General features: G+C 34.4%; 18 protein-coding genes. 10 read left to right on the plus strand and 8 right to left on the minus strand.

The features are described from left to right. Positions 1-119: 119 nt before the first annotated feature. Positions 120-2,153 (minus strand): copper-translocating P-type ATPase, encoded by a 2,034-nt coding sequence (locus QYS49_RS09305; RefSeq protein WP_308351521.1) that lies wholly within the window; start codon positions 2,151-2,153, stop codon positions 120-122. Between the two features lie 384 nt (positions 2,154-2,537). Between QYS49_RS09305 and proC the strand changes: the two genes are divergently transcribed. From proC to QYS49_RS09320, 3 genes are read left to right on the plus strand one after another with little or no spacing between them, the layout of a single operon-like run. Beyond that, the gene (gene proC, locus QYS49_RS09310) at positions 2,538-3,344 is read left to right on the plus strand and encodes a pyrroline-5-carboxylate reductase (RefSeq protein ID WP_308351522.1); all 807 of its coding nucleotides are present in this window, start codon (positions 2,538-2,540) and stop codon (positions 3,342-3,344) included. 11 nt (positions 3,345-3,355) lie between these two features. Further along, the gene (gene proB, locus QYS49_RS09315; RefSeq protein ID WP_308351523.1) at positions 3,356-4,153 is read left to right on the plus strand and encodes a glutamate 5-kinase; all 798 of its coding nucleotides are present in this window, start codon (positions 3,356-3,358) and stop codon (positions 4,151-4,153) included. Between the two features lie 53 nt (positions 4,154-4,206). After that, entirely contained in the window at positions 4,207-5,406 is a 1,200-nt protein-coding gene (locus tag QYS49_RS09320) for a glutamate-5-semialdehyde dehydrogenase (RefSeq protein ID WP_308351524.1), read from the plus strand. A 248-nt stretch (positions 5,407-5,654) separates the two neighbouring features. On the opposite strand, the gene QYS49_RS09325 is transcribed toward QYS49_RS09320, so the two are convergent. From QYS49_RS09325 to QYS49_RS09335, 3 genes are read right to left on the minus strand one after another with little or no spacing between them, the layout of a single operon-like run. Continuing rightward, positions 5,655-6,359, minus strand: coding sequence for a hypothetical protein (locus tag QYS49_RS09325; protein WP_308351525.1), 705 nt, complete (start codon positions 6,357-6,359; stop codon positions 5,655-5,657). Beyond that, positions 6,352-7,125: an LVIVD repeat-containing protein gene (locus QYS49_RS09330; RefSeq protein WP_308351526.1), complete on the minus strand. Its 774-nt coding sequence runs from the start codon at positions 7,123-7,125 to the stop codon at positions 6,352-6,354. The genes QYS49_RS09325 and QYS49_RS09330 overlap by 8 nt, the downstream gene beginning before the upstream one ends. A gap of 21 nt (positions 7,126-7,146) precedes the next feature. Beyond that, positions 7,147-7,686 (minus strand): LVIVD repeat-containing protein, encoded by a 540-nt coding sequence (locus tag QYS49_RS09335; protein ID WP_308351527.1) that lies wholly within the window; start codon positions 7,684-7,686, stop codon positions 7,147-7,149. A gap of 299 nt (positions 7,687-7,985) precedes the next feature. Here QYS49_RS09335 and QYS49_RS09340 point away from each other — a divergent pair, with 299 nt between their 5' ends. The 3 genes from QYS49_RS09340 to QYS49_RS09350 all read left to right on the plus strand — a co-directional run bounded on the left by QYS49_RS09340 (position 7,986) and on the right by QYS49_RS09350 (position 11,629). Then, positions 7,986-9,959 carry a tetratricopeptide repeat protein gene (locus tag QYS49_RS09340; RefSeq protein WP_308351528.1) on the plus strand — a complete coding sequence of 658 codons (1,974 nt, stop codon included), beginning with the start codon at positions 7,986-7,988 and terminating at the stop codon, positions 9,957-9,959. Between the two features lie 188 nt (positions 9,960-10,147). Next, positions 10,148-11,188 carry an endo-1,4-beta-xylanase gene (locus QYS49_RS09345; RefSeq protein ID WP_308351529.1) on the plus strand — a complete coding sequence of 347 codons (1,041 nt, stop codon included), beginning with the start codon at positions 10,148-10,150 and terminating at the stop codon, positions 11,186-11,188. Between the two features lie 3 nt (positions 11,189-11,191). Continuing rightward, complete coding sequence (locus QYS49_RS09350; protein ID WP_308351530.1) at positions 11,192-11,629, plus strand: hypothetical protein; 438 nt, start codon at positions 11,192-11,194, stop codon at positions 11,627-11,629. Between the two features lie 22 nt (positions 11,630-11,651). Here the strand turns inward: QYS49_RS09350 and QYS49_RS09355 are convergent, their stop codons facing one another. From QYS49_RS09355 to QYS49_RS09365, 3 genes are all read right to left on the minus strand, one after another. Continuing rightward, a complete protein-coding gene (locus QYS49_RS09355) occupies positions 11,652-13,901 on the minus strand; it encodes a BspA family leucine-rich repeat surface protein (protein ID WP_308351531.1) in 2,250 nt (749 codons plus the stop codon). 160 nt (positions 13,902-14,061) lie between these two features. Beyond that, positions 14,062-15,135 (minus strand): agmatinase family protein, encoded by a 1,074-nt coding sequence (locus QYS49_RS09360; protein WP_308351532.1) that lies wholly within the window; start codon positions 15,133-15,135, stop codon positions 14,062-14,064. Between the two features lie 6 nt (positions 15,136-15,141). Beyond that, entirely contained in the window at positions 15,142-15,639 is a 498-nt protein-coding gene (locus tag QYS49_RS09365) for a SixA phosphatase family protein (RefSeq protein WP_308351533.1), read from the minus strand. Positions 15,640-15,775: 136 nt separating this feature from the next. On the opposite strand from QYS49_RS09365, the gene topA reads away from it, so the two are divergent. Further along, entirely contained in the window at positions 15,776-18,133 is a 2,358-nt protein-coding gene (gene topA / locus QYS49_RS09370; protein ID WP_308351534.1) for a type I DNA topoisomerase, read from the plus strand. Between the two features lie 53 nt (positions 18,134-18,186). On the opposite strand, the gene QYS49_RS09375 is transcribed toward topA, so the two are convergent. Next, positions 18,187-18,468 (minus strand): GNAT family N-acetyltransferase, encoded by a 282-nt coding sequence (locus tag QYS49_RS09375; RefSeq protein ID WP_308351535.1) that lies wholly within the window; start codon positions 18,466-18,468, stop codon positions 18,187-18,189. Between the two features lie 100 nt (positions 18,469-18,568). Here QYS49_RS09375 and QYS49_RS09380 point away from each other — a divergent pair, with 100 nt between their 5' ends. From QYS49_RS09380 to panB, 3 genes are all read left to right on the plus strand, one after another. After that, entirely contained in the window at positions 18,569-19,411 is an 843-nt protein-coding gene (locus QYS49_RS09380) for a DMT family transporter (protein ID WP_308351536.1), read from the plus strand. A 172-nt stretch (positions 19,412-19,583) separates the two neighbouring features. Beyond that, positions 19,584-21,110, plus strand: coding sequence for a PAS domain-containing sensor histidine kinase (locus tag QYS49_RS09385; RefSeq protein WP_308351537.1), 1,527 nt, complete (start codon positions 19,584-19,586; stop codon positions 21,108-21,110). 8 nt (positions 21,111-21,118) lie between these two features. Beyond that, positions 21,119-21,937: a 3-methyl-2-oxobutanoate hydroxymethyltransferase gene (gene panB / locus QYS49_RS09390; protein WP_308351538.1), complete on the plus strand. Its 819-nt coding sequence runs from the start codon at positions 21,119-21,121 to the stop codon at positions 21,935-21,937. The last annotated feature ends 306 nt before the right edge of the window (positions 21,938-22,243 follow it).

Genomic DNA, 22,243 nt, shown 5'->3' on the forward strand with positions numbered 1-22,243 from the left:
GATTGATGTGCAATTTATCAATTCATTTTATAATAAATCAAAGGTTAGGGTATTTAATGTTTTAGAAGTATTAAGAATCTGATTTTATGCCTTGTATAAGTCGAAGATAAAAATTGACTTTAGTTTTTCATCTTTCTTTTCAGTAATTGAGCATTAAGTGCCACTATAATTGTACTTAAGCTCATTAATCCAGCACCAACTGCAGGGCTTAAAATGATTCCTGCAAAAGCTAAAGCGCCAGCTGCCATAGGAATAGCCACAATGTTATAACCTGCTGCCCAGAATAAGTTTTGCATCATTTTTTGATAGGTAGACTTTCCAAATTCCAGAAGATATACTATGTCCATAGGATTGCTATTGACCAAAATAATGTCAGCGGTTTCAGCTGCCACATCCGTTCCTGATCCTACTGCAATTCCTACATCTGCTTTGGCTAGGGCAGGTGCATCATTCACTCCATCGCCTGTCATCGCCACTATTTCCCCTTTATTTTGTAAATCCTCGATGATTTTTTGCTTGTCTTCAGGAAGCACTTCAGCATAATAATCATCCAAGCCTAACTCTTTGCTTACTGACTTTGCCACTTCTTCATTGTCTCCAGTAGCCATGATGACTTTTAAGCCATTTTCTTTTAATTTTTTCACAGCTTCAAAAGACTCGTCTCTTATTTCATCTGCCAATGAAATATATCCTATCAAATCTTTATCTTGGAGGAGATAAACTATTGTTTCAGCTTTTTCATTTTTTGCATCCTTCGGTAATTCAATATTATTTTCTTCCAAATATCCTGGGCTTACAATTTTAATTGATTTCCCATTGATTTTTGCTTGAATTCCTTCACCAGTTAAATTCTCAAAATCAGATATTTCTTCAAAATCCAATTCTTTTTCTTCATGTTTTGTCAAAATTCCTGTCGCAATAGGATGTTCAGATTCCTTTTCTAGTGATGCGGCTATTTTAAGAATTTCATCATCTTTAAATTCATCTGAAGTACTTTTAATCTGATTTACCACAAAATTTCCTTTTGTGAGCGTACCGGTTTTATCAAAAATAATGGTGGTGATTTTTCTTGAATTTTCGAATGCTGTTCTATTTCTAATAAGCAAACCATTTTTAGCCGATACAGAAGTTGAAATCGCCACAACCAAAGGCATAGCCAATCCTAATGCATGAGGACATGCAATAATCATAACCGTTACCATTCTCTCCAATGCGTAATCAAATTCCTTCCCTTGCCAAAGCCACACTCCTAAAGTGGTAAATCCAGAAAAAAGTGCAATATAAAATAGCCAAGCAGCGGCTTTATTTGCCAAGTTTTGGGTTTTGGATTTAGTCTCTTGAGCGGATTTCACCATTTCCACTACTTTATTTAAGTAGGAACCTTCGCTATCTTCTTTTATTTTAAATTGGATAGAGGAAGAGCCGTTAACTGATCCGCCTATCACTTCATCTCCTTCTTTCTTGCTTACAGGTTTTGATTCACCCGTAATCATGGATTCATTTATATCACTTTTACCTTTTTCAATAATACCATCTGCAGGAATTTTCTCTCCGGGCTTTACCAGTACTAAATCTCCTGCTTCCAATTCTGAGATTTTAACTTCATGTGTATCTCCATTCTTATCTAGTTTTAATGCAGTGGAGGGAAGTAGTCTTGCCAATTCTTCTACTGCACCTGAAGCGCCCATTATTGATTTCATTTCAATCCAGTGCCCCAATAGCATAATGGCAATTAAGCTAGCTAATTCCCAAAAGAAGATTTTCCCTTCCAATCCGAAAACGACTGCTGAGCTGTAAAAATACGCCACACTGATGGCCAGCGCAATTAAAGTCATCATGCCTGGTGATCGGTCTGCAATTTCATCTTTTAATCCTTTTAGGAAAGGAAATCCGCAATAGAAAAAGACAATTGTGGACAATGCAAACTGCACGTACCTATCGTATTGGAAACGCAATTCATATCCCAACAATTCCTGGATCATAGGTGCTAAAACCATGATAGGAATAGTGAGAATGATGGAAATCCAAAACCTTTTTTTGAAATCTTCTATCATCTGTGCATGATGTTCGTGATGATCATGGTCTTCATGATCGTGACCTTCATGTTTACTGTGATCATGGTTTTCTTGAGAATGTTGATGACTTGAAGACATTGAAATAATCAGTTAAATTGAAAATCTATTTAAAAAGTAACTAATACTATAAATGGAATTAATTTATTAATGTTTCGTAGGCTGTGATTAATAAACTCAGACTTGTTTTTTATAGTGCCATTTATTGACAATTGTAAACTAGCCTGTCATTATTGCAGCTTTTTGCCTATATGGCGCACTAAATAAAAGAAGCTAATAAAGTTGAAATTAATTTCGATTTTGCAAGATGATTAATTTAAATAATTGATAATCAAATCATTGTGCATTAAATATTTTTTCAATATTGTTGATTTTCATTGAAAAATGGGTTTAGATGCACAATGCTTGCATAGGCAGAAGCACAATTGGAATTAATTCTTTATATTTATAAACAAAAATTTACTTATGAAAGTACTTGTAATAGGAGCTGGAAATATGGGATTGGCTTATGCCAAAGCCCTTGTTAAATCTGAATTTCTGACAAATCACAACTTAATGATTTCAGATACCAGTCCTGAAAAAACAGAAGAACTAAAGAAAATTAGTCGTTTTGATGTTTTCACTAATCTCTCAGACTGCCTTCCAAAAGCAGATATTATATTCATTGCTGTAAAACCTTATCATACTGATGAGTTGTTTGCAGAACTTAAGCCGATGATGTCTCCAGATCAGATTGTAATTTCTATAATGGCCGGAGTTACCATTCAAAGCATGAAAGATGGTTTGGGAATAACTAAGGTGGTTAGAGCAATGCCTAACCTTCCTGCGCAGGTTGGAAAAGGTTTAACTTCTTTTACTGCTTCTGATGAAGTTTCAAGATTAGAACTTTCTACAGTGGAAAATTTATTGGATACCACAGGCCGTTCAGTTAGATTGGATACAGAAAATGATGTGGATGCATCTACTGGAATCTCAGGTAGTGGTCCAGCTTATGTATTCTATTTCATGCATTCTATGATGGAAGCAGCCAAGAAAATGGGTTTTTCACTTCATGATTCAAAAGTATTAGTTGGAACAACCTTCGAAGGAGCTGTGGAGTTATTTAATAAATCTGACCTTAGTCCTGAAGGTTGGATGAAAAGAGTGGCCTCAAAAGGAGGGACAACTCGTGCTGCTTTAGATTCAATGGAAGATAATAATATCAAACAATTGATAGAAGATGCAGCCTATGCAGCATTCAATAGAGCAGTAGAACTAGGGAAGGAATCTTAAACTATAGTATTGTGAAAACACATAGCAAAAGGGTAGTAGTAAAGATTGGAACTAATGTGATGACCAATAAGGACAATCGCATTGTGGTTCCTATTTTGAAAAGGATAGTAGATCAAGTAGCACGTCTTTATGAAGAAGATATAATGACTGTTATCATTTCTTCTGGTTCTGTAATTGCAGGGAAAGAAGTGTTGGATGATAATAAAATTGATAATATTGATAATGCTGCTCAACGTAGACAAGTTTATTCTGCAGTAGGACAACCAAGAATGATGCGTCATTATTATAGCATATTCCATGATTATGGAATGAGATGTGCGCAAGTATTAGCTACGAAAAGAGACTTTGACTTCGGTAGGCATAGGGATAATATGATAAACTGTTATGAAGGTTTATTAAATCAAGGAATTATTCCTATTGCAAATGAAGATGATGCAGTATCTCTTTCTATGTCCATGTTTTCTGATAATGATGAGTTGGCAAGTTTAGTGGCTGAATTAATTAAAGCAGATACACTAATTTTGTTGACTGATACAGATGGAATTTTTGATGGCCACCCCGATCATGATGATTCTAATGTGATTAGAAGCGTAAGTACTGATCAGGAAGTGGAACAATTTATTCAGGAATCCGATAAAAAAGAAGGAGAAGGTCGTGGAGGAATGGAATCCAAGATCAATGTAGCCAAAGGTGCAGCATCAAAAGATATCGTTACCTATATTGCTAATGGTAAACGTGAAGATGTTATTTTAGACATTGTTCATGGTAAAGATGTTGGTACAAGGATTTACAAAGAGGAAGAAGATTAATAAACTCTTCATCTTCTCAGAAATTTATTTTGAACTAAAATTTATATGCTTTTATGAAGCTTTTAAATACAGAACTTAAAAATGCAGTTTTACAATCGATGATAGATAATCTTGATAAGAATCGAGATGCTATTATTGCTGCAAATAAAAAAGATTTAGATGCATTTGACAGAGATGATCAAGCACTTTATGATCGCTTAGTTGTGGATTCGACTAAAGTTGATGATATGATTAGAGCGGTTCGTGAGGTGAAAGATCAAGATGATCCGGTTGGAACTGTGATCAGTGAAGATACGCTTGAAAATGGATTGAGCATCACGAATAAAGCAGCTCCATTTGGGACTATCATGATCATTTATGAGTCTCGTCCAGATGTAACTATTGAAGCTGCTGTTTTAGCATTCAAAGCCAACAATAAAATTTTACTGAAAGGCGGGAAAGAAGCCCATCACAGTAATGAGGAGTTGGTGAAATGCTGGCACCAATCGTTGAAAGAAAATGGGTTGGAAGATGATTGGATTCAGTATCTTAAAATGGATAGACCAACCACTCAGGAATTCTTAAGAAATCCTGATCAGCCATTAGATTTGATTGTTCCAAGAGGAGGCGAAAGATTAATTGATTTCGTTAAGCAGCATGCAAAATGTGCAGTTTTAGTAAGTGGTAGAGGTAATAACTTTGCATATGTGGCACCCGATGCTGATATGGAAAAAGTTATACCAGTGCTTGTAAATGCTAAAACGGATAAAATTTCAGGCTGTAACGCTCTAGATAAAATATTGGTAGATGAAAATCATCCTCAATTTGAAGATACACTCAAAACAATTGAAAAAGCATTGAGTGAGAAAGGTGTTCAAATTGTGGCTAGTGATAAAGTAATTGGTCATTTAGAAACCACTGATAAAATTGATAGCGAAGATGTTTGGTATGAGGAGTTCTTAGCCATGAAAGCAGCTATTTCTTCAGTAAAGGGATTAGATGATGCTATTGAGTTTATCAATAAATATTCCGGAGGTCATTCTAATATCATTTTAACGGAAACTCAAGATGATGCCATGAAATTCATGGAGCAAATTGACAGTGCAGCTGTTTATCACAATGCTTCCACTCGCTTCACTGATGGTGGACAAATGGGAGTAGGAGCAGAGTTGGCAATTAGTACTGATAAGTTGCACCACAGAGGTCCTTTAGGTTTAAAGCAATTGGTTACGAATAAATATTATGTCCTAGGTAATGGACAAATAAGAAAATAATAACCTGAGTTCGACATTAATTTGGAAATTCAGATTTTATGGTAAAGTTTTTCTGATTCCGCTTGTAAACAGCGATTTTCTTCCTGAAAATTTCTTACAATAGCCCGCTATTGCTTCAAAATTTTTAGTTGAAACTCACTATTTACAAACGGTCTGAATCCTAAATTAATAATCGAATTCAGGTTAATAGTAACGGGAATCCTCAAAGTAAAAAAAGCTTGCCAATTGGCAGGCTTTTTTTTATTCAGTTAATTCCAAATATTGTATGCCACTTGGAATCCTATTCTTAAATTTAGTGAAGTTCCGGTTTGGGCTTTTATAATCTGACCTCTTCTATTAAATAATTTATCTGGAGCAGGATCGTTCATCATTTCTGAAAAATCAATTATATGTCGAATTCCAATTCCTCCAAATAGAATAAATGTAAAAGCATCATAGTTATAAATTTTGCCTAATTTGAAATTCATACCAGGAATAATTCGCTCAACTCTAGAATCAAAAAAACGATAATATTCACATTCTCCCCATTCTTCATTACAGCTATATCCCGCTATTCTTTCATTTTCAAAACTTGCCCAAAATAATTGAGGTTCAATATCAATAAATGTTTTTGCGTTAAATGGATAGGGATCTTTTTCCTCAATAATGATCCTATAATAAAAATAAGCTTTGGCGCCATAGGTTTTTTGATACCATGAATCTTCAATTGTAGAATTTAACACATCGATATCATAAATATAACCTAATTCCATTCCATAGGCATTTCCATTTTTAGTTGGTTTTGAGATTCCAATATCAAAAGAGCTGTACTTCTCAAATGCCGAAGTGATGGAGATATAAGGCATCACTTTTTTCTTAGAGGATAGTTCTAATGAATCCAGAATATCTATTTGGCCGAAAGAATTATGAGTAATAAAGGTAAGGAATAATAAAATCGTAAAAATTCTATTCATTTTCTTGGAAGCTCAATATTTGACTTAGTTTTTTCAACTCGTATGGGTTGCTATAATCATATTGAAAGATCCCATCTTTTCCTGTTATAATCAATTCTTTTCTGCCGTAATTTGTGATTACATCGTAACTTGGAATGCTATCATAATGAGAAATCAGTTCAGGATTTGCCCTATCTTTAATATTAAAGACTTTAAAACCGAAATCTCCTTCACATACAAAAAGCACAGTATCGCTCACAGATAAACCATGAGGATTTTGCATATCAATGGTCGTTAATAACCGGGGATTTCTTAAATCTGAAACATCCAACACTTCCATTCTGTCTTCACCAGTTTGACAAGTAGTTCCGCTTCTTAAGGTTACATAGGCAATGCTATTGGAAACTACAACTGGATCACACGAGAACGAATGCTCAAAATCTGACAAAAAATTCGGAGTGGGGCCATTTTCTACTGAATATATTTTCATACCCCATTGAGTACCTAGAAATAAATAATTCTCATAAGGGAAAATAGTTTCAACTCCAGCACCTACTTCCTCAGTTCCTAGTAAACTTGGATTCTCAGGATTGCTGATATCAAAGGTTTTCAGACTTGTTTCATCAACTATGTATAAATAGCCTTTTAAAAAAGTAAACCTGGCCATTGAGCCACCTCTTCCTTCTCCGCTTGAATCAAATTCTGAATCTGAACCGCATGAAGGAAGTATAATTATAGCTGCTAAAACAGCTAATATGGATATAAATGATAGTTTAGTGATTTTCATTTCTTTAGCGTGATTTTAAAATTAACGATAGCATTTTGGTGAGTTCAAAGTAGTATATTCCCAACCTATAACGAGTCCTTTATCAGGATCAGGGCACTCAAAATATACTCCTTGCTGCTGTGGATATTGGGTACCAAACGGAAATACATTTTTCACTCTTGAAGCTATTTTAACATTTTCAGGATTGCTAACATCAATAGCTAATAAATCAGTGGCTTGGTCAGCATACAAAATATTGTCTCTTACTGCAACATCATTACTCCCCGTAATTTGTATAAAGCCAACGTTTTGTGGGTTTTTTGGATCATCATTGTTGAAAACATGAATCCCTTTTAATTGATCAACAACCAGCAAAAATTCATTGATAACATAGATTTTTCCTGGGTTTTCAATTTCTCTTGCGGGTAGTGTTTTTACATCTTGTTCACTTTCAGTAGCATAAATAGGGCGGTAACCCTCTACCTCTTCCACGTCAAAATTGGGGGTTCTTTCCCATTCATCACAAGAAATTAGCGTAAAGAGCATAAATCCTAAGGTCAAAAATTTAAAGGTATATCTCATAGAATAATAGTTAAATTCACTTTTTAAGTTCATTATAGTGACACTTGTAATTGAATTTTGGTTGTAAATCCTAATGCTATTTAAGGATTCTAATATTAAATAACACAAATGGTTTTAATTTGCTTCTGATTTACAGATAGATGCAAATGATTTTCTTGTAATTGTCTAATAGGCTCTATTTAATAACATTGAATCTGAAAATTATTCTACTAATACTTAAAATTAAGCGATGGAATTCATGATCAAAATATTACTTTTTCAAATAATTATAGCATCTTAGCAAGATATTAAATTCAGTAATGAAGTACATATTATTAACACTATTATTTTGCGGGTTCATTCATTCTTTTGACTCACTGGCTCAAAGAAAAGGAAATATTAAAGACAGCACTGAAGTCATAAGATTAAATAATTTATTTAAAATAAAATATGCCAGTGAACCTACCGAAAGTTTTAAATATGCTACTTCAGCATTAGAGATTTCGAGAAGAATAAATTTCTTACTTGGGGAAGCTACAGCCAATAATAATTTAGGAGTTTATCATAAGCAAAAAGGAGATTATGATCAAGCCTTAAGATATTTCAAGGAGTCGCTCAATCTCTATGATTCTTTAAAGCAAAAATCAGGAGCTGCAAAAGCCTTAAGCAATATAGGGAATATCTATTCGATAAATCAGGATTTTGAAAGAGCATTAGATTATTATACGGATGCAAAAATCATTTTTGAGCAGCTCAATGACTCTTCCAGGTTATTGCGGATACTTAATAATATTGGGAATATCTATTTAGATAATGGACAGGAAAAGGAGGCAATTGATTATTATAGAAGGGTTCTGAATATTTATCAGAATAGTGATGATAAAAGCAATTTATTTGATCCATTTAGCAATATTGGTAAAATATATTTTGATCAACAAGAATATGATAGTGCGCTTTATTATTTTAACAAATCCTTGAAAAAGGAAGAAGCTGCTGATAATAAATTTGGTATAGCAGGCTCTTTGGTTAAAATTTCACGTCTTCATAATGCAAGAGGCAATCATATTGCAGCTAGAGATGCCGCATTAGATGCGGTAGAAATAGCGCAAAAAATTAATGCAAAACCTATTTTACTGGATGCTTATAGTACACTCGCAGAAGTTTATTTACATCTCAATGATCTGGAAAATTCATACGTTTATATGAATCAATACCATATCATGAATGATAGCCTTTTTAATGAAAAATCGCGGAGGGCTATTGCAGAACTCGAAAAAAGTATTGAATTAGAGCAAAAGGAGAAGGAAATAGCATTATTAAGGAAGGAATCTGAAATAAAGGATCTAAAATATCAAAACAGCCGACTCTACATTTACGGATCAATTGCATTTTCTATATTATTACTTGCCTTAGTCATAACAGCCTTATTAAAAATCAAACAAAACAGAAAAGCCAAATCATTATTGGAATACCAGAATTATGAAATTAGGAAAAGCAAAAGGGCTATAGAAATACAAAAAATGAAGCTGGAAAGCTGGAATCGAAATATTACAGATTCCATTGAATATGCCAAAAGTATTCAGGAGGGGATTATGAATAAGAATAATTTTAAAGAGAATCTTTCTGCCTCATTTGTTTATTATAAACCTAAAGATATTGTTAGTGGTGATTTCTATTGGTATTCTCGACAAGAAGGATGTGATATTTTGGCTTTAATTGATTGCACCGGACATGGAGTGGCAGGAGCTTTTATGACGGTTATTGCTAATGCCACCATGAACCAAATCGTAAATGAAGAAAAAGAAATAGAGCCTCATAAAATCCTAACTAAGTTGGATATTAAAGTGATGGAAATCTTGAAGCAAAAAGAGGTGACTACAACTAATCACAGTATGGATGTAGCTTTATGTAAAATTGATTATGTAAATAAATCAGTTACTTTTTCAGGTGCTAAAAGACCACTTTATGTTGTAGAGAATAATACGTTAAAAGAATTCAAAGGGAATAATTTTACAGTCGGGGAGTATTTCAATACACCAGACAAGAAATTCACTTTTCAAGAGATTGATATTGAAGAAAACCAAACATTTTATTTGAGTTCAGATGGTTTTGCTGATCAATTTGGGTTCAATACTCAGAAAAAATACCTCCGAAAAAGGTTCAAAACATTATTAGAAGGCATCTCAAATAAAAGCATGCCCGAACAATGCAAAAGCTTAGAGTTGGAGATGAAAAGATGGCAAGGTGAAATGGAACAAACCGATGATATGTTGGTGATAGGGTTTAGGGTTTGAGTTAATTTCTAATTGACTTTAAACCATAATAATTAAAAGCCCGCAGGCGTCTAAGGCGCAGAAAAGGTATCTATTTTAAGATGAGGCAATATTAAAAGTTATTCGATATATACCAATAATTTGTTGATCATGAGATTATGAACTCGATCAATAATTCATTAGCATTACCTTCTCAATCTAATTAAACTTTGAAATCACTGTATTTAAATTATCGATTCTTATACCTTCTACTCAGCTATCCTTTGATTAGTTGTGAACCTGAACCCATTGAAGTCTGTAATACTGATCAGCAATCACTTTATCAACGATATGACTTTCCTGTAGGTGTGGCTATTGAACCCCCTCATACAACTGAACCCATTGTCCAAACACAGTTTAATAGCATAACTCCTTCAAATAGATTTAAACCAGAATTTATTCACCCACAGGAAAAGACCTTTTACTGGCATCATGCCGATCTGCTAGTAGATTATGCCTTAGCCAATGAAAAGAGATTACATGCTCATACCCTAATTTGGCATGAGCAATTACCTATTTGGATGGAAAACTTTCAAGGCAGTAAATCCGATTGGGAAGCCATGATGAAGCATCACATTAGCACGATTGTAAAAAGATATAAAGGAAAAGTTCAAGCTTGGGATGTGATAAATGAAGCTTTTTTAGAAGATGGTACCTTAAGACCTAATATTTGGCTGAAAAATATAGGGAGCAGCTATATTGAAAAGGCTTTTCAATATGCTCATGAGGCTGACCCGGAAGCCTTATTATTTTACAATGACTTTAACTTATCATTTAGACCAACAAAGCGCAAGGCGGTGTTAGATTTAATGACCAATCTTAAATTAAGAGGAGTGCCAATTCATGGTATTGGTATGCAAAGCCATATTTCAACCATTTTCCCTTCAGATCAAGATTTTATAAGCACTATGGAAAAAATTACGCAGGCCGGATTCAAATTGCATATCTCAGAATTAGATATTTCCGTCAATTCCATCAGTAAAGAAAAATTTGAGTTAACTGATGAGATGCTGCAAAGACAAGCACAACGATATCGATTTATCTTTAATAATTATCAAAGAATAGAAAAACAATACCAGCACGGAATCACTATTTGGGGTGTAAGTGATGGTGAATCATGGATCCCTAATTATTTTGGCAGAGAAGATTACCCTTTACTTTTTGATGAATTTTTTAATCCGAAACCAGCTTACTGTGGGCTGATCAAATAACCTATGAAGAAACTAGTAACAATAATTCTATTCCTATCATTTTTCATCTCAAAATCTAAGGCTCAAGTAGCTATTAGTTATAATCCATTTCAGTCTGTTATAGGCATAGGCGCAGATTCGGATAAGCAACTCTGGTTCGACTTGAGAATTGCCACCAACACCTTTATTGCCAACACTAATTTAGAACTAAACCTATTTTATAATTTCTCTGTAAAAGAGCAAGCCAATATTTATGTTGGTGCAGGAGTTAATTTTAATCCTTTTAATGGATATCAGAATGTGAGTATCATCAATGGTTATGATGTTGTTGTAGGAAGCAGAATAAAACCCTTTGAGAAATTCCCAAAAGGCTTTATTCAATTTGAAATATCACCTTATGTCAATCGATACTTCGACTCAGGTAGATTGAGAACTATGCTAGGTCTAGGCTATAATTTATAGACCTTATAATTCTTCTGGTATCTTATTCAATTAACATTTTCCCACCAACTGCACCACCAGCAGACTGCAACTGATAACGATAAAGCCCAGCAGGTAAATCTTTTCTTTCAAACTTGATAGATTGTTTGTCTGAACCAAGATTATCATATTTCTCTTGTCTTACTAGCTGCCCTTTCAGGTCAAAAACGAATAAATTAACAGACTGTGTTTGTGGAAGGCTAAATTGAATAGTGGTCTGATCCGAAAAAGGGTTTGGATAAGTAGAATGATTAATTGGTTTTTGTTCATTTTTAGAACTCAAAATCCTTTGAGTAGTAAATGACCAGCTGATGGCTTCATTTTCTTTACCTGTTACACTTATAACCTTGTTCTCAGGTATTTTAACTTCATAAGTGCTAGACTCTAAGCCATCATGTACCAAATATAATCTTTGCCCCTCAACATAAATTTTTGATAACGGAATTACTTTACTGTAAATGTCTTTCACTAGAATCCCAGTAAAATCTATTTCCTCAATTTCCTGGTCAAAAGTAAGGTAGATTTTAGTATCCTTTGCTACTGATGTGGTGTCAGCAACTGGATAAGTTTCTTCTAAAGCTATATTACAAACTTCATCACCCATAATAATCCATCCAAAATCATCAATCAATTGTTGTCTATATTCTTCAGATGCACAATAATTTAATCCTTCTGCATTAAGAGTAATATCAGATAGTATATTGCCATTTGTCGCCCAACCTTCTAAGGTTAAGTCATAATTAGCTAGTGATAAACCTGAATTTGTTAAAAAATCAAATAGGCTGCCTACATTGGTTAAGTTCCAATCTCCTAGGTTTTGATCAAAAGCAGAAGCTTTATTGAACATACCGCTCATATCAGTTACATTGGATACATTCCAATCACTGATAATCTGATTGAATGAAGAGGCATCATAAAACATATTTGACATATTAGTCACATTGCTCACATCCCAATGTCTTATGTAGTGATTAAAGGATTTAGCTTTGTAGAACATACGACTCATATCAGTAACAATAGACAAATCAGGATCATTTGAGGCAGTGATTGTTAAATTTTCTGCTCCAGCAAATGCTGAATTCATAGATTTCCATTTTGAATCGTTCCAGCTTTCAATATCTAAAACTTTAAGTTTATCACCATGATTATCAAATTTTATATTGGTTAAATCACCATATATTTTTATGCGGTAGTTTCCCGCATGAGGAAAAGTGAGAGTATGAAAATTATTTCCTATTTCCTGTCCTTTATTTTCACTATTATCTACTTCTTCCCAGAATATTTCATAATCTGTGCCAGTAACAGGAATATTTACTTGATTGTCTTCACTTGTACCTTCATTATCCGTTTTCCAAGTGCTTACAAAAAAAGCAGATTCACAATCTTTAATGTCCAAAAAACCATTTGTACCACTCCAATGCCAACCTTTTTCATTAATTAAATAGCTTCGAGCATCTGCTGATAAACAATATTTTAAATCTTGAGCTCCGAACATAATGTCAGAAGGAGTATTCTCCATAGCTGCCCAACCAATGAGTGTTTTGTCATAATTATAGGTACTTAAACCTGACTTGCTTAATAAATTATGCATATTTGTCTCACTAGAAATATTCCAGTTTCCTAAATCTTGATTAAAGGCACTCGCCCAAATAAACATCCATCTCATATTAGTCACATTAGAAACATCCCAATTCGATAAATCCTGATTGAATGATTTGGCATTGACAAACATTTCCACCATGTTAGTCACATTAGAAACATCCCAATTCCCGATATCCCCATTAAACGAGCTGGCTCCATCGAACATTCGGAACATATCAGTCACATTTGATAAATTTGGGATATCAATTGCACTCTGTACTAAATTAGAACATCCGTTAAAGGCATAATTGCATTTCGACCAAACAATATCACCCCATTGTTCTATATCAAGGATTTTTTTCCTGTCTCCTTCATTAAAAAATGTAATCCTCGTAAAATCCCCACTTATTTTAACCCGATAAGTCCCAGCACTAGGAAAAGTAACTGTATGACTATTAATACCAGTCTCACTGCCATTATTATTATCTTCATTGCCTACTTCTTCCCATTCTATTAAATAGTCAGTGCCTGTTCCGGGAATGGTGATCTGATTATCTTCACTGCTTCCGGGATTATCCGTTTGCCAAACGGTGATAAATGGAGCGTCTTGGGCAAATGCGAAACTTGTTTGAAGGATTAATATTGTGAATAAAGACAAAAGTATTCTTTTCACTTTTGAAAAGTTGGATTGGGGAGTAAAAATGTACATAAAGGGAGATTAAGTGGAATGTTAAAAATTTAATGTATATAGATTGTACAAAAGTACGGGTTTTAATGAAAACTTAAAATATTTACTAATAAAATGGATAAGAATGTAGCTGATTTAGAGTAGATTAAAAACTTTCATCCCACTCTAATTTCCCCTGAGAAACACCCATTAAATTGCACAAGCGGTATAAAATTCTAGCGCCTACATTTCCGTTCCAATCGGTGTTTTCGCCTGGGGCAACTTCATTTAAATCAAAGCCAATGATTTTCTTGCCATTTTTAACTAACCTTGTCAATAAATAAATGATTTCGGAATAGCTAATACCACCTGGTACTGGCGTACCGGTATTCGGGCATAATTCTGGTCTCAAGCCATCAATATCAAAGGTGATATAGACTTCATTTGGCAATTCTTTAATGATTCTATCGCAGATGATAGTCCATGATTCGCCTTCGAACATCCCCACTTTTATATCATCATCATAAAAAATACTCACTCTTTCACCTTGCTTCTCAGCGAATTTAATTTCCTCTTCACAAAAATCTCTAATGCCTACCTGAACCATTTTTTCTATTTGTGGAACAGTTTGCAACATATTATAGGAGATGGAAGCATGAGAATATTCGAAATTTTCATAAGCTTTCCTGAAATCCATGTGCGCATCAATTTGAAGCACGCCAAATGATTCATGTTTGGTGGCTATAGCTTGAACTGCGCCTAAAGGCGTACTGTGGTCACCACCTACTAATCCCAAAAGTTTATGCTTATTAAGCTGTTTTAAAGATTCGGATTTTACCCATTCCACCATTTCGGCACAAACCGAATTGACTTCTTTCAAAAGGCTTTTTCCTTTTTCGCTATTTTCTTCTCCTGATTCCAATAAGCCAATATATTCCTCCGCCATTATGCGATGCTTATTGCTTTTGGTTAATAAATCCTGATTAATAGGAAGCATTTGAATCCCCATTTTCCAAGCATCTATTATATCTTTCTGATAGAGATCTACTTGTGTGGAGGCTTCCAAAATATGTTGTGGCCCTTGGGCGGTACCGGATTCATAAGATACGGTCACTTCCCATGGAACGGGAATTAAAATTAAATCTGCAGTTTTTTCATCAAAAGGTAAAGCAAAAATATTATCTACATTGCCTAATCCGTTGGGGTCAAAGGCATTTAATATATCTTGTTTCTTAGTCATAAATAATTATTGAATTTCTTCTGGTCTAATATATTCTATAAAATCACAATTTTTTTCCGAAACCTCCGACCAAGAGGAATAAGGAATTTGAATATGCACTATACCAGCTGGTTCTACATAACCCACTTCAGCACCTGTAATGTATTCAGAAACATAGGTGATGGAAGGATTATGGCAAATAATAATTGCGGATCGCATTTCTGCTGGGATTTCCGATATCACGCGTAACATAATCCTAGCTGAAGCTTCATAAACATCTTCTGATGCTTCAATATGATCAGGTTTAACGCCCAATTGCTCATTAATCCTGTGCATAGTTTGCGTTGTCCTTTCTGCAATGCTATGTAACATTAAATCAGGGTGAAACTCTTTATGTTTCAAATACATGCCCACTTTAGAGGCATCCTGTAAACCCTTTGCAGTTAATTGGCGTTCCGTATCTTTTAAGCCGGCATTTGGTTCTTCTGCCTCGCCATGGCGAATTAAATAAAGGTCTTTAATCATTTGATTGATTAGCTGTTTGCAAGTAAAATTAAGATTAATCATTTAACTATCTCAATAAACGAGTAAAAACCTAAATTCTTTTTTTCTAAAAAAAAATAATGATATTTGAATTTCAATTTAAAATAAGCCAGTAGATATGTCGAAAAATTTAGTGATAGTGGAGTCACCAGCCAAAGCCAAAACTATTGAAGGTTATCTTGGAAAGGATTATAAAGTGCTTTCTAGTTATGGTCACGTTCGGGATTTGCCAAAAGGAAATAATGCCATCGACATCGAAAATGGGTTTAAACCTACTTACGAAATCTCAAAAGATAAGAAAGAAGTTATTAAGGCTTTGATAAAGGAAGCCAAATTAGCAGAAATGATCTATCTCGCGACTGATGATGACCGCGAGGGAGAAGCTATTTCATGGCATTTGAAAGAAGCTTTAAAATTAGATGATAGTAGAACCAAAAGAATTGTTTTTAGGGAAATCACAAAATCAGCTATTCAAAATGCGATTAATTCTCCTAAAGGAATTGATATAGATTTAGTAAATGCGCAACAAGCCAGAAGGATTTTAGATAGATTGGTGGGTTTTGAGCTTTCTCCAATCCTTTGGAAAAAAATCAAAACCGGGCTTTCGGCTGGTAGAGTCCAATCGGTTGCGGTTAGAATAGTAGTGGAGAGAGAGCGAGAGATTGAAAAATTTAAAGCGGAATCATTTTATAAAGTACAAGCCTTCTTTAATGTAGAGGGTAAAGAATTAAAGGCAGAACTTCCGGGCAGATTCAAAACGGAAGAAGAAGCGATGGCATTTTTAGAGAAATGTCTGGATGCTGAATTTTCAATAGGAAAATTAGAGAAAAAGCCGGCTAAGAAAACTCCAGCTCCGCCTTTTACCACTTCCACTTTGCAGCAGGAAGCTTCAAGAAAATTAGGTTTCTCAGTTTCTCAAACCATGACATTAGCCCAGAGGCTTTATGAATCAGGTAAAATCTCATATATGAGAACCGATTCCCTGAATTTGTCGGATGAAGCGAGAGAAGGTGCTGCTAAAGAAATTAAGTCTGAGTATGGGGCAGATTATGCGCATACCAGAGTTTTTAAGACAAAATCAGCTGGAGCACAAGAAGCTCACGAAGCCATTCGTCCAACCAATTTTGCTACAAAAGAAGCAAGCAGTGACTATAACGAACAAAGGCTTTATGATTTAATTTGGAAAAGAGCCATTGCTTCCCAAATGTCGGATGCACAAATTGAAAAGACCAATGTAAGTATTGATATCTCTAATACAGATCAGACCCTAAGTGCTAGTGGTGAGGTTGTGAAATTTGAAGGGTTCTTGAAAGTTTATATTGAATCCACTGATGAGGAGGAAGAAGGCGAGACCAATGTAACCAAAGGCATGTTGCCTCCATTACAAGTTGGACAAACTTTGGATTTAAAGAGAATGCAATCCAGAGAAGGCTTCACCAGACCACCTGCTCGCTATAATGAAGCAACTTTAGTGAAAAAATTAGAAGAATTGGGAATTGGACGACCATCTACCTATGCTCCAACCATTTCTACTATTCAAAAAAGAGGCTATGTCAATAAAGAATTCCGAGATGGAAAAGATCGGAAATATGTTGAAATGGTCTTGGAAAATGGAAAAATAAACCGTTCAGAGAAAACTGAAATTACAGGAGCTGAGAAAAATAAATTATACCCAAGCAATTTGGCTATGGTGGTAAATGATTTCTTGGTGGAGCATTTTCCAAATGTTACCGATTATAATTTCACCGCTAAGGTAGAGCATGAATTTGATGAAATTGCCAAAGGCGAAAAGGTTTGGAATAACATGATCCAAAAATTCTATGGCGAATTTCACCAAAAAGTGGACGAGGCTGAAAACATTGAAAGAAAAGATGTTAATACAGGCCGCGAGTTAGGAGTTGATCCTAAAACTGGCAAGAAAGTTATTGTCCGGTTAGGGAAGTTTGGCCCATTAGTACAATTAGGGGAAACTCCTGACAAAGAGGACGAAGAAGCTGAGAAACCAAAGTTTGCGAGCTTAAGAAAAGGGCAGTTTATTGAAAATATCACGCTAGAAGATGCCATGGAGTTGTTCAAATTGCCTAGAGAATTGGGTGATTACGAAGATCAGAAAATGGTGGCTGCAATTGGTCGTTTTGGTCCTTATGTTCGTCACGATGGAAAATTTGTAAGCATTCCAAAAGGAGAGGATCCATTGGATATCACGGCTGATAGGGCAATTGAATTAATTGAAGAAAAACGAAAAGCAGATAGAGAGAAATTCATCAAAAGTTTCGATGAAGATCCTGATGTTCAGGTGTTGAATGGGAGATGGGGGCCTTACATTAAGTTTGGTAAAAAGAATGTTAAAATCCCTAAAGATAAGGAACCAACAGATTTGACTTATCAAGAATGTGTTGAGTTAGCTGAAAAAACTCCTGACAAAAAAGGAGGAAGAAAAGCGGCTCCAAAGAAGAAAGCAACAAAAAAGAAATAAAATGAAAAGCCCTTTAATTTTGATTGAAGGGCTTTTTTATTCGATATTGATTCTTAAAGTTGAACATCTTTATAATCATCATATTTATTGAACACATGCTGAACATAGGAGCAGTCGGCTTTTATTTTAAAGTGTTCATTTCTTGCCTTCTCAGCTACATGATCTAATAATTTTCTACCAACACTTTGTCCTTTTAAATCTTCAGAAACTTTGGTGTGTTTTACGTTTATCAAGTTTTCACTTTCTTTTGTGAATTCCATTTCAGCCTTAGGATTTTCTTCTTCGCCAACAAAAAGCTTCCCGCTGTGTTGATTTTCTTTTATTTTGATCTTCATGCTTATACTATTTATAATGCAAACTAACTAAAATGCTGTGCAAATCAAGATGGTTTCAAGTTTACTTGTAGCTTTGCAATTTTAAAAATCACTAATCAGAATGAATAAAGGTATCCTTTACATGATTATTGCAGGCTTTTTGTTCGCAACAATGAACGTTTTCGTGAAAATGTTGCCGAATATTCCAGCAACTGAAATTGTATTTTTCCGATCGCTTATTTCATTTGTGATGAGTTTTGTCTATCTCAGATCAATTGGTGTTCCGGTAATGGGGAATAATAAAAAGCTTTTAATTGCTAGAGGTGCCGTTGGGGCGGTTGCTTTAACCATGTATTTCTATACACTTCAAAATATTCCGCTGGGTAGTGCCGTAACCATGCAATTTCTTTCTCCAATTTTCACTTCCATTTTAGGGGTTTTTATAGTGAAAGAAAAAGTCCATCCTAAGCAATGGATTTTCTATATCATGGCTTTTGCAGGTTTAATTATTATTCAAGGTTTTGATCCTAGGATTTCTATTCAAATGTTTGCCATCGGAATAGGATCCTCCATTATGGCAGGTTTGGCTTACAACATCATCAGGAAAATCAACAAAACGGAGCATCCAATGGTTGTTGTCTTTTATTTTCCTTTGGTCACTACACCGCTCACAGGACTTTACTCAGCTTTTAATTGGGTAATGCCTTCTGGAATAGAGTGGTTGATTTTATTGGCTATTGGTGTTTTAACTCAATTTGCTCAATATTTCATGACCATGTCATATCAATCAGAGGATTTATCCAAAGTAGCAAGCTTAAAATATTTAACTATTGTTTATGCCCTCGGCTATGGTTATGTGTTCTTTGATGAGACTTATAATTGGATCGTTTTTTCCGGAATTGCTTTAATTTTGGCTGGCGTAATTTTAAATGTATGGTTTAAAAATAAGATCGGAAAGGCATAATTACTGATTTTCATCATTTTTTCTCGAACAAATAGACCGTATCATCGAATTGATTAGGTTTTGATTGGTCGTTCCAAAGGTTTTTCACAATTTATGGATTGAAAAATAATGAGCTTCTTGTAAGATTGTTATATCTTTAAAAATAATAATTCATGTGTAGGTGAATTTTTGAATGAATATTAGTAAAGAAAATATCTCTTTGGAAAAGGAAAATCTTCAGTTAAGGAATGAATTAGAGGCGGTCAAGAAAAAGCTTGCGCAATATCAATACGCAGCAGCCGGAGCTAATGAGGGATTATGGGATAGAAACCTCATTACCGGAGAGGTATTCATTTCTCCTCCTTGGATTACCATGCTTGGTTACCAATCGGAAGAAAATCTTGAAAAGTTTGAGCTCTGGGAAAATTTGATGCATCCAGATGATAAATCCAAGTCCATAAAAGCATTAAATGATTTTATTGAGGGTAATCGTGAAGAATACAACATTCAATTTAGACTAAAGCACAAAGCAGGGCATTATATCTGGGTGCAATCCACTGCTAAACTTACACTTGATCAGGAAGATAAGCCGGTCAGAGTTTCAGGTTCCCATAGAGATATCACTGATAAAAAGCGCAGTGAAGAGATCATAAAATCCAGTGAAGAAAAGTATAAGCATTTCTTCCAAAACTCTCTGATTGGTATTATGAGAGTTCGTAAATCAGATTTAGAAGTAGTAGAAATAAACCAAAAAGGACTAAATATTTTAGCACTACCTGAGAAAAAGCGTCATATGAAAATGACAGATCCATTTAAGGATCAGGTAGATATTACAAGGTTTTTAGGGCAATTGACTGATAAAGAATCAATAGAAGAATTTGAAGCCAAATTTGAAAGATGGGATGAGTCCGAAACCTGGGTTTCTATTTCGGCTTTAGAAATTGAATCTGATGATATCGCTTATTATGATATAATCTTTAGAGATATTAGTGAGTTTAAGGAAAATCTTGATGAGTTACAACGATTAAATTTTGAATTGGATAATTTCGTTTATCATGCTTCCCATGACATTAGATCTCCTTTAAGATCATTGATGGGCTTGATTGATATTTTAAAAACGGAGTCTAGGCCTGGAGAAATCCGGAAAATAATAGACATGATTACCGGAAGCATTAATAGGTTAGATAAATTTGTGGTGGATTTATTGGCAATGTCAAGGGATAATCGAATGCAAGAACCTGATGCTGTGCCTATTAATTTTATGGTGGAAGTCAATAATAGCATCACTAATTTTCATCACGTCTACACCACCAAAAATCTTGAAATCAGAACTAAAATTATTCAATGGTATCCTTTCCATTCTGATTTAACTAAAATCCGTATCATACTTAATAATTTAATTTCTAATTCTATTAAGTATAGAAAGAATTTAGATACCGATTTTTCATTTATAAATATTTATATTGAAACTTCTGAAAAGGAAGCTGAAATAACAATCGAAGATAATGGAGAAGGAATTCCAAAGGATAAGCTTCAAAAAATATTTGATATGTTTTATCGTGCTTCCGAAAATAGTGAGGGTAGCGGATTAGGAATGTATATAGTTAAAAATGTAATTAAGAAATTAAATGCTAAAATAGACGTTCAATCTAAAGAAGGAGAGGGGACAAAGTTTATTATCAACGTTCCTAACAGTTATAAAATAGAAGATTATAAATAAAATATTTCATGTCAGTTCATAAAAAACCTATTAAAAAAATCACTACACATCAATTGCAGGAGATGAAAAACCGAGGCGAGAAGATCTCTATGCTTACCGCTTATGATTTTTCTATGGCAAAATTGGTGGATGCTTCCGGTGTTGATGTTATTTTAGTGGGTGATTCTGCTTCAAACGTAATGGCAGGACATGAAACTACATTACCTATCACGCTTGATCAAATGATCTATCATGCTTCTGCTGTGGTAAGAGCAGTCGAAAGAGCTTTAGTAGTAGTGGATATTCCTTTTGGTTCTTATCAAGGAAATTCATCAGAAGCTTTAAGATCCTCAATTCGGATCATGAAAGAATCTGGTGGCCATGCAGTTAAAATGGAAGGTGGTTCTGAAATTCAGGAATCTGTTAAAAGAATATTAAGTGCTGGAATTCCGGTTATGGGGCATTTGGGTTTAACACCTCAATCTATCTATAAATTTGGTACCTACACTGTAAGAGCAAAAGAGGAAGAAGAAGCAGAAAAGTTGATTGCAGATGCCAAGATTTTGGAGGAATGTGGTTGTTTTAGTATTGTTTTAGAGAAAATACCCGCTCAATTAGCCAAAAGAGTAGCTAAAGAAGTGAATATCCCAATCATAGGCATAGGAGCAGGACCATATGTAGATGGTCAAGTATTAGTGCTTCATGATTTATTAGGTATTACAACTGAATTTAAGCCTAGATTCTTGCGTCATTACGCCAAACTGGACACCATCATCACAGAAGCCATTGGTAAATATGTGGAAGATGTTAAGAAAATTGACTTTCCTAATGAGGATGAAATGTATTAGTGTTTTTGGGGATTAGCATCATAGGGCTTTTACATATTGTCCATATGGACGAATTTAAGACACATGATTTGAATATTAGCTACTGAATTTTATTAGAACGTTCCCGATTAAAATTCGGGACAGGCTATCCCTTTGAAGAAAGGGATCTAGCCATTTTAACCAAAGGTTAAAATATTAAGAAAGCAAGTTATAAAACTGACAAATTGAGTTATCAATTTCCATTAGGTCTTGGAAAAGAGTATTGAAACTTCGTTTCAATAAGACAAGATCCCTTTCTTCAAAGGGATGACGCACAGAATTTATTGA

Source organism: Marivirga salinae (genome assembly GCF_030503855.1).
Taxonomy (GTDB): Bacteria; Bacteroidota; Bacteroidia; order Cytophagales; family Cyclobacteriaceae; genus Marivirga; species Marivirga salinarum.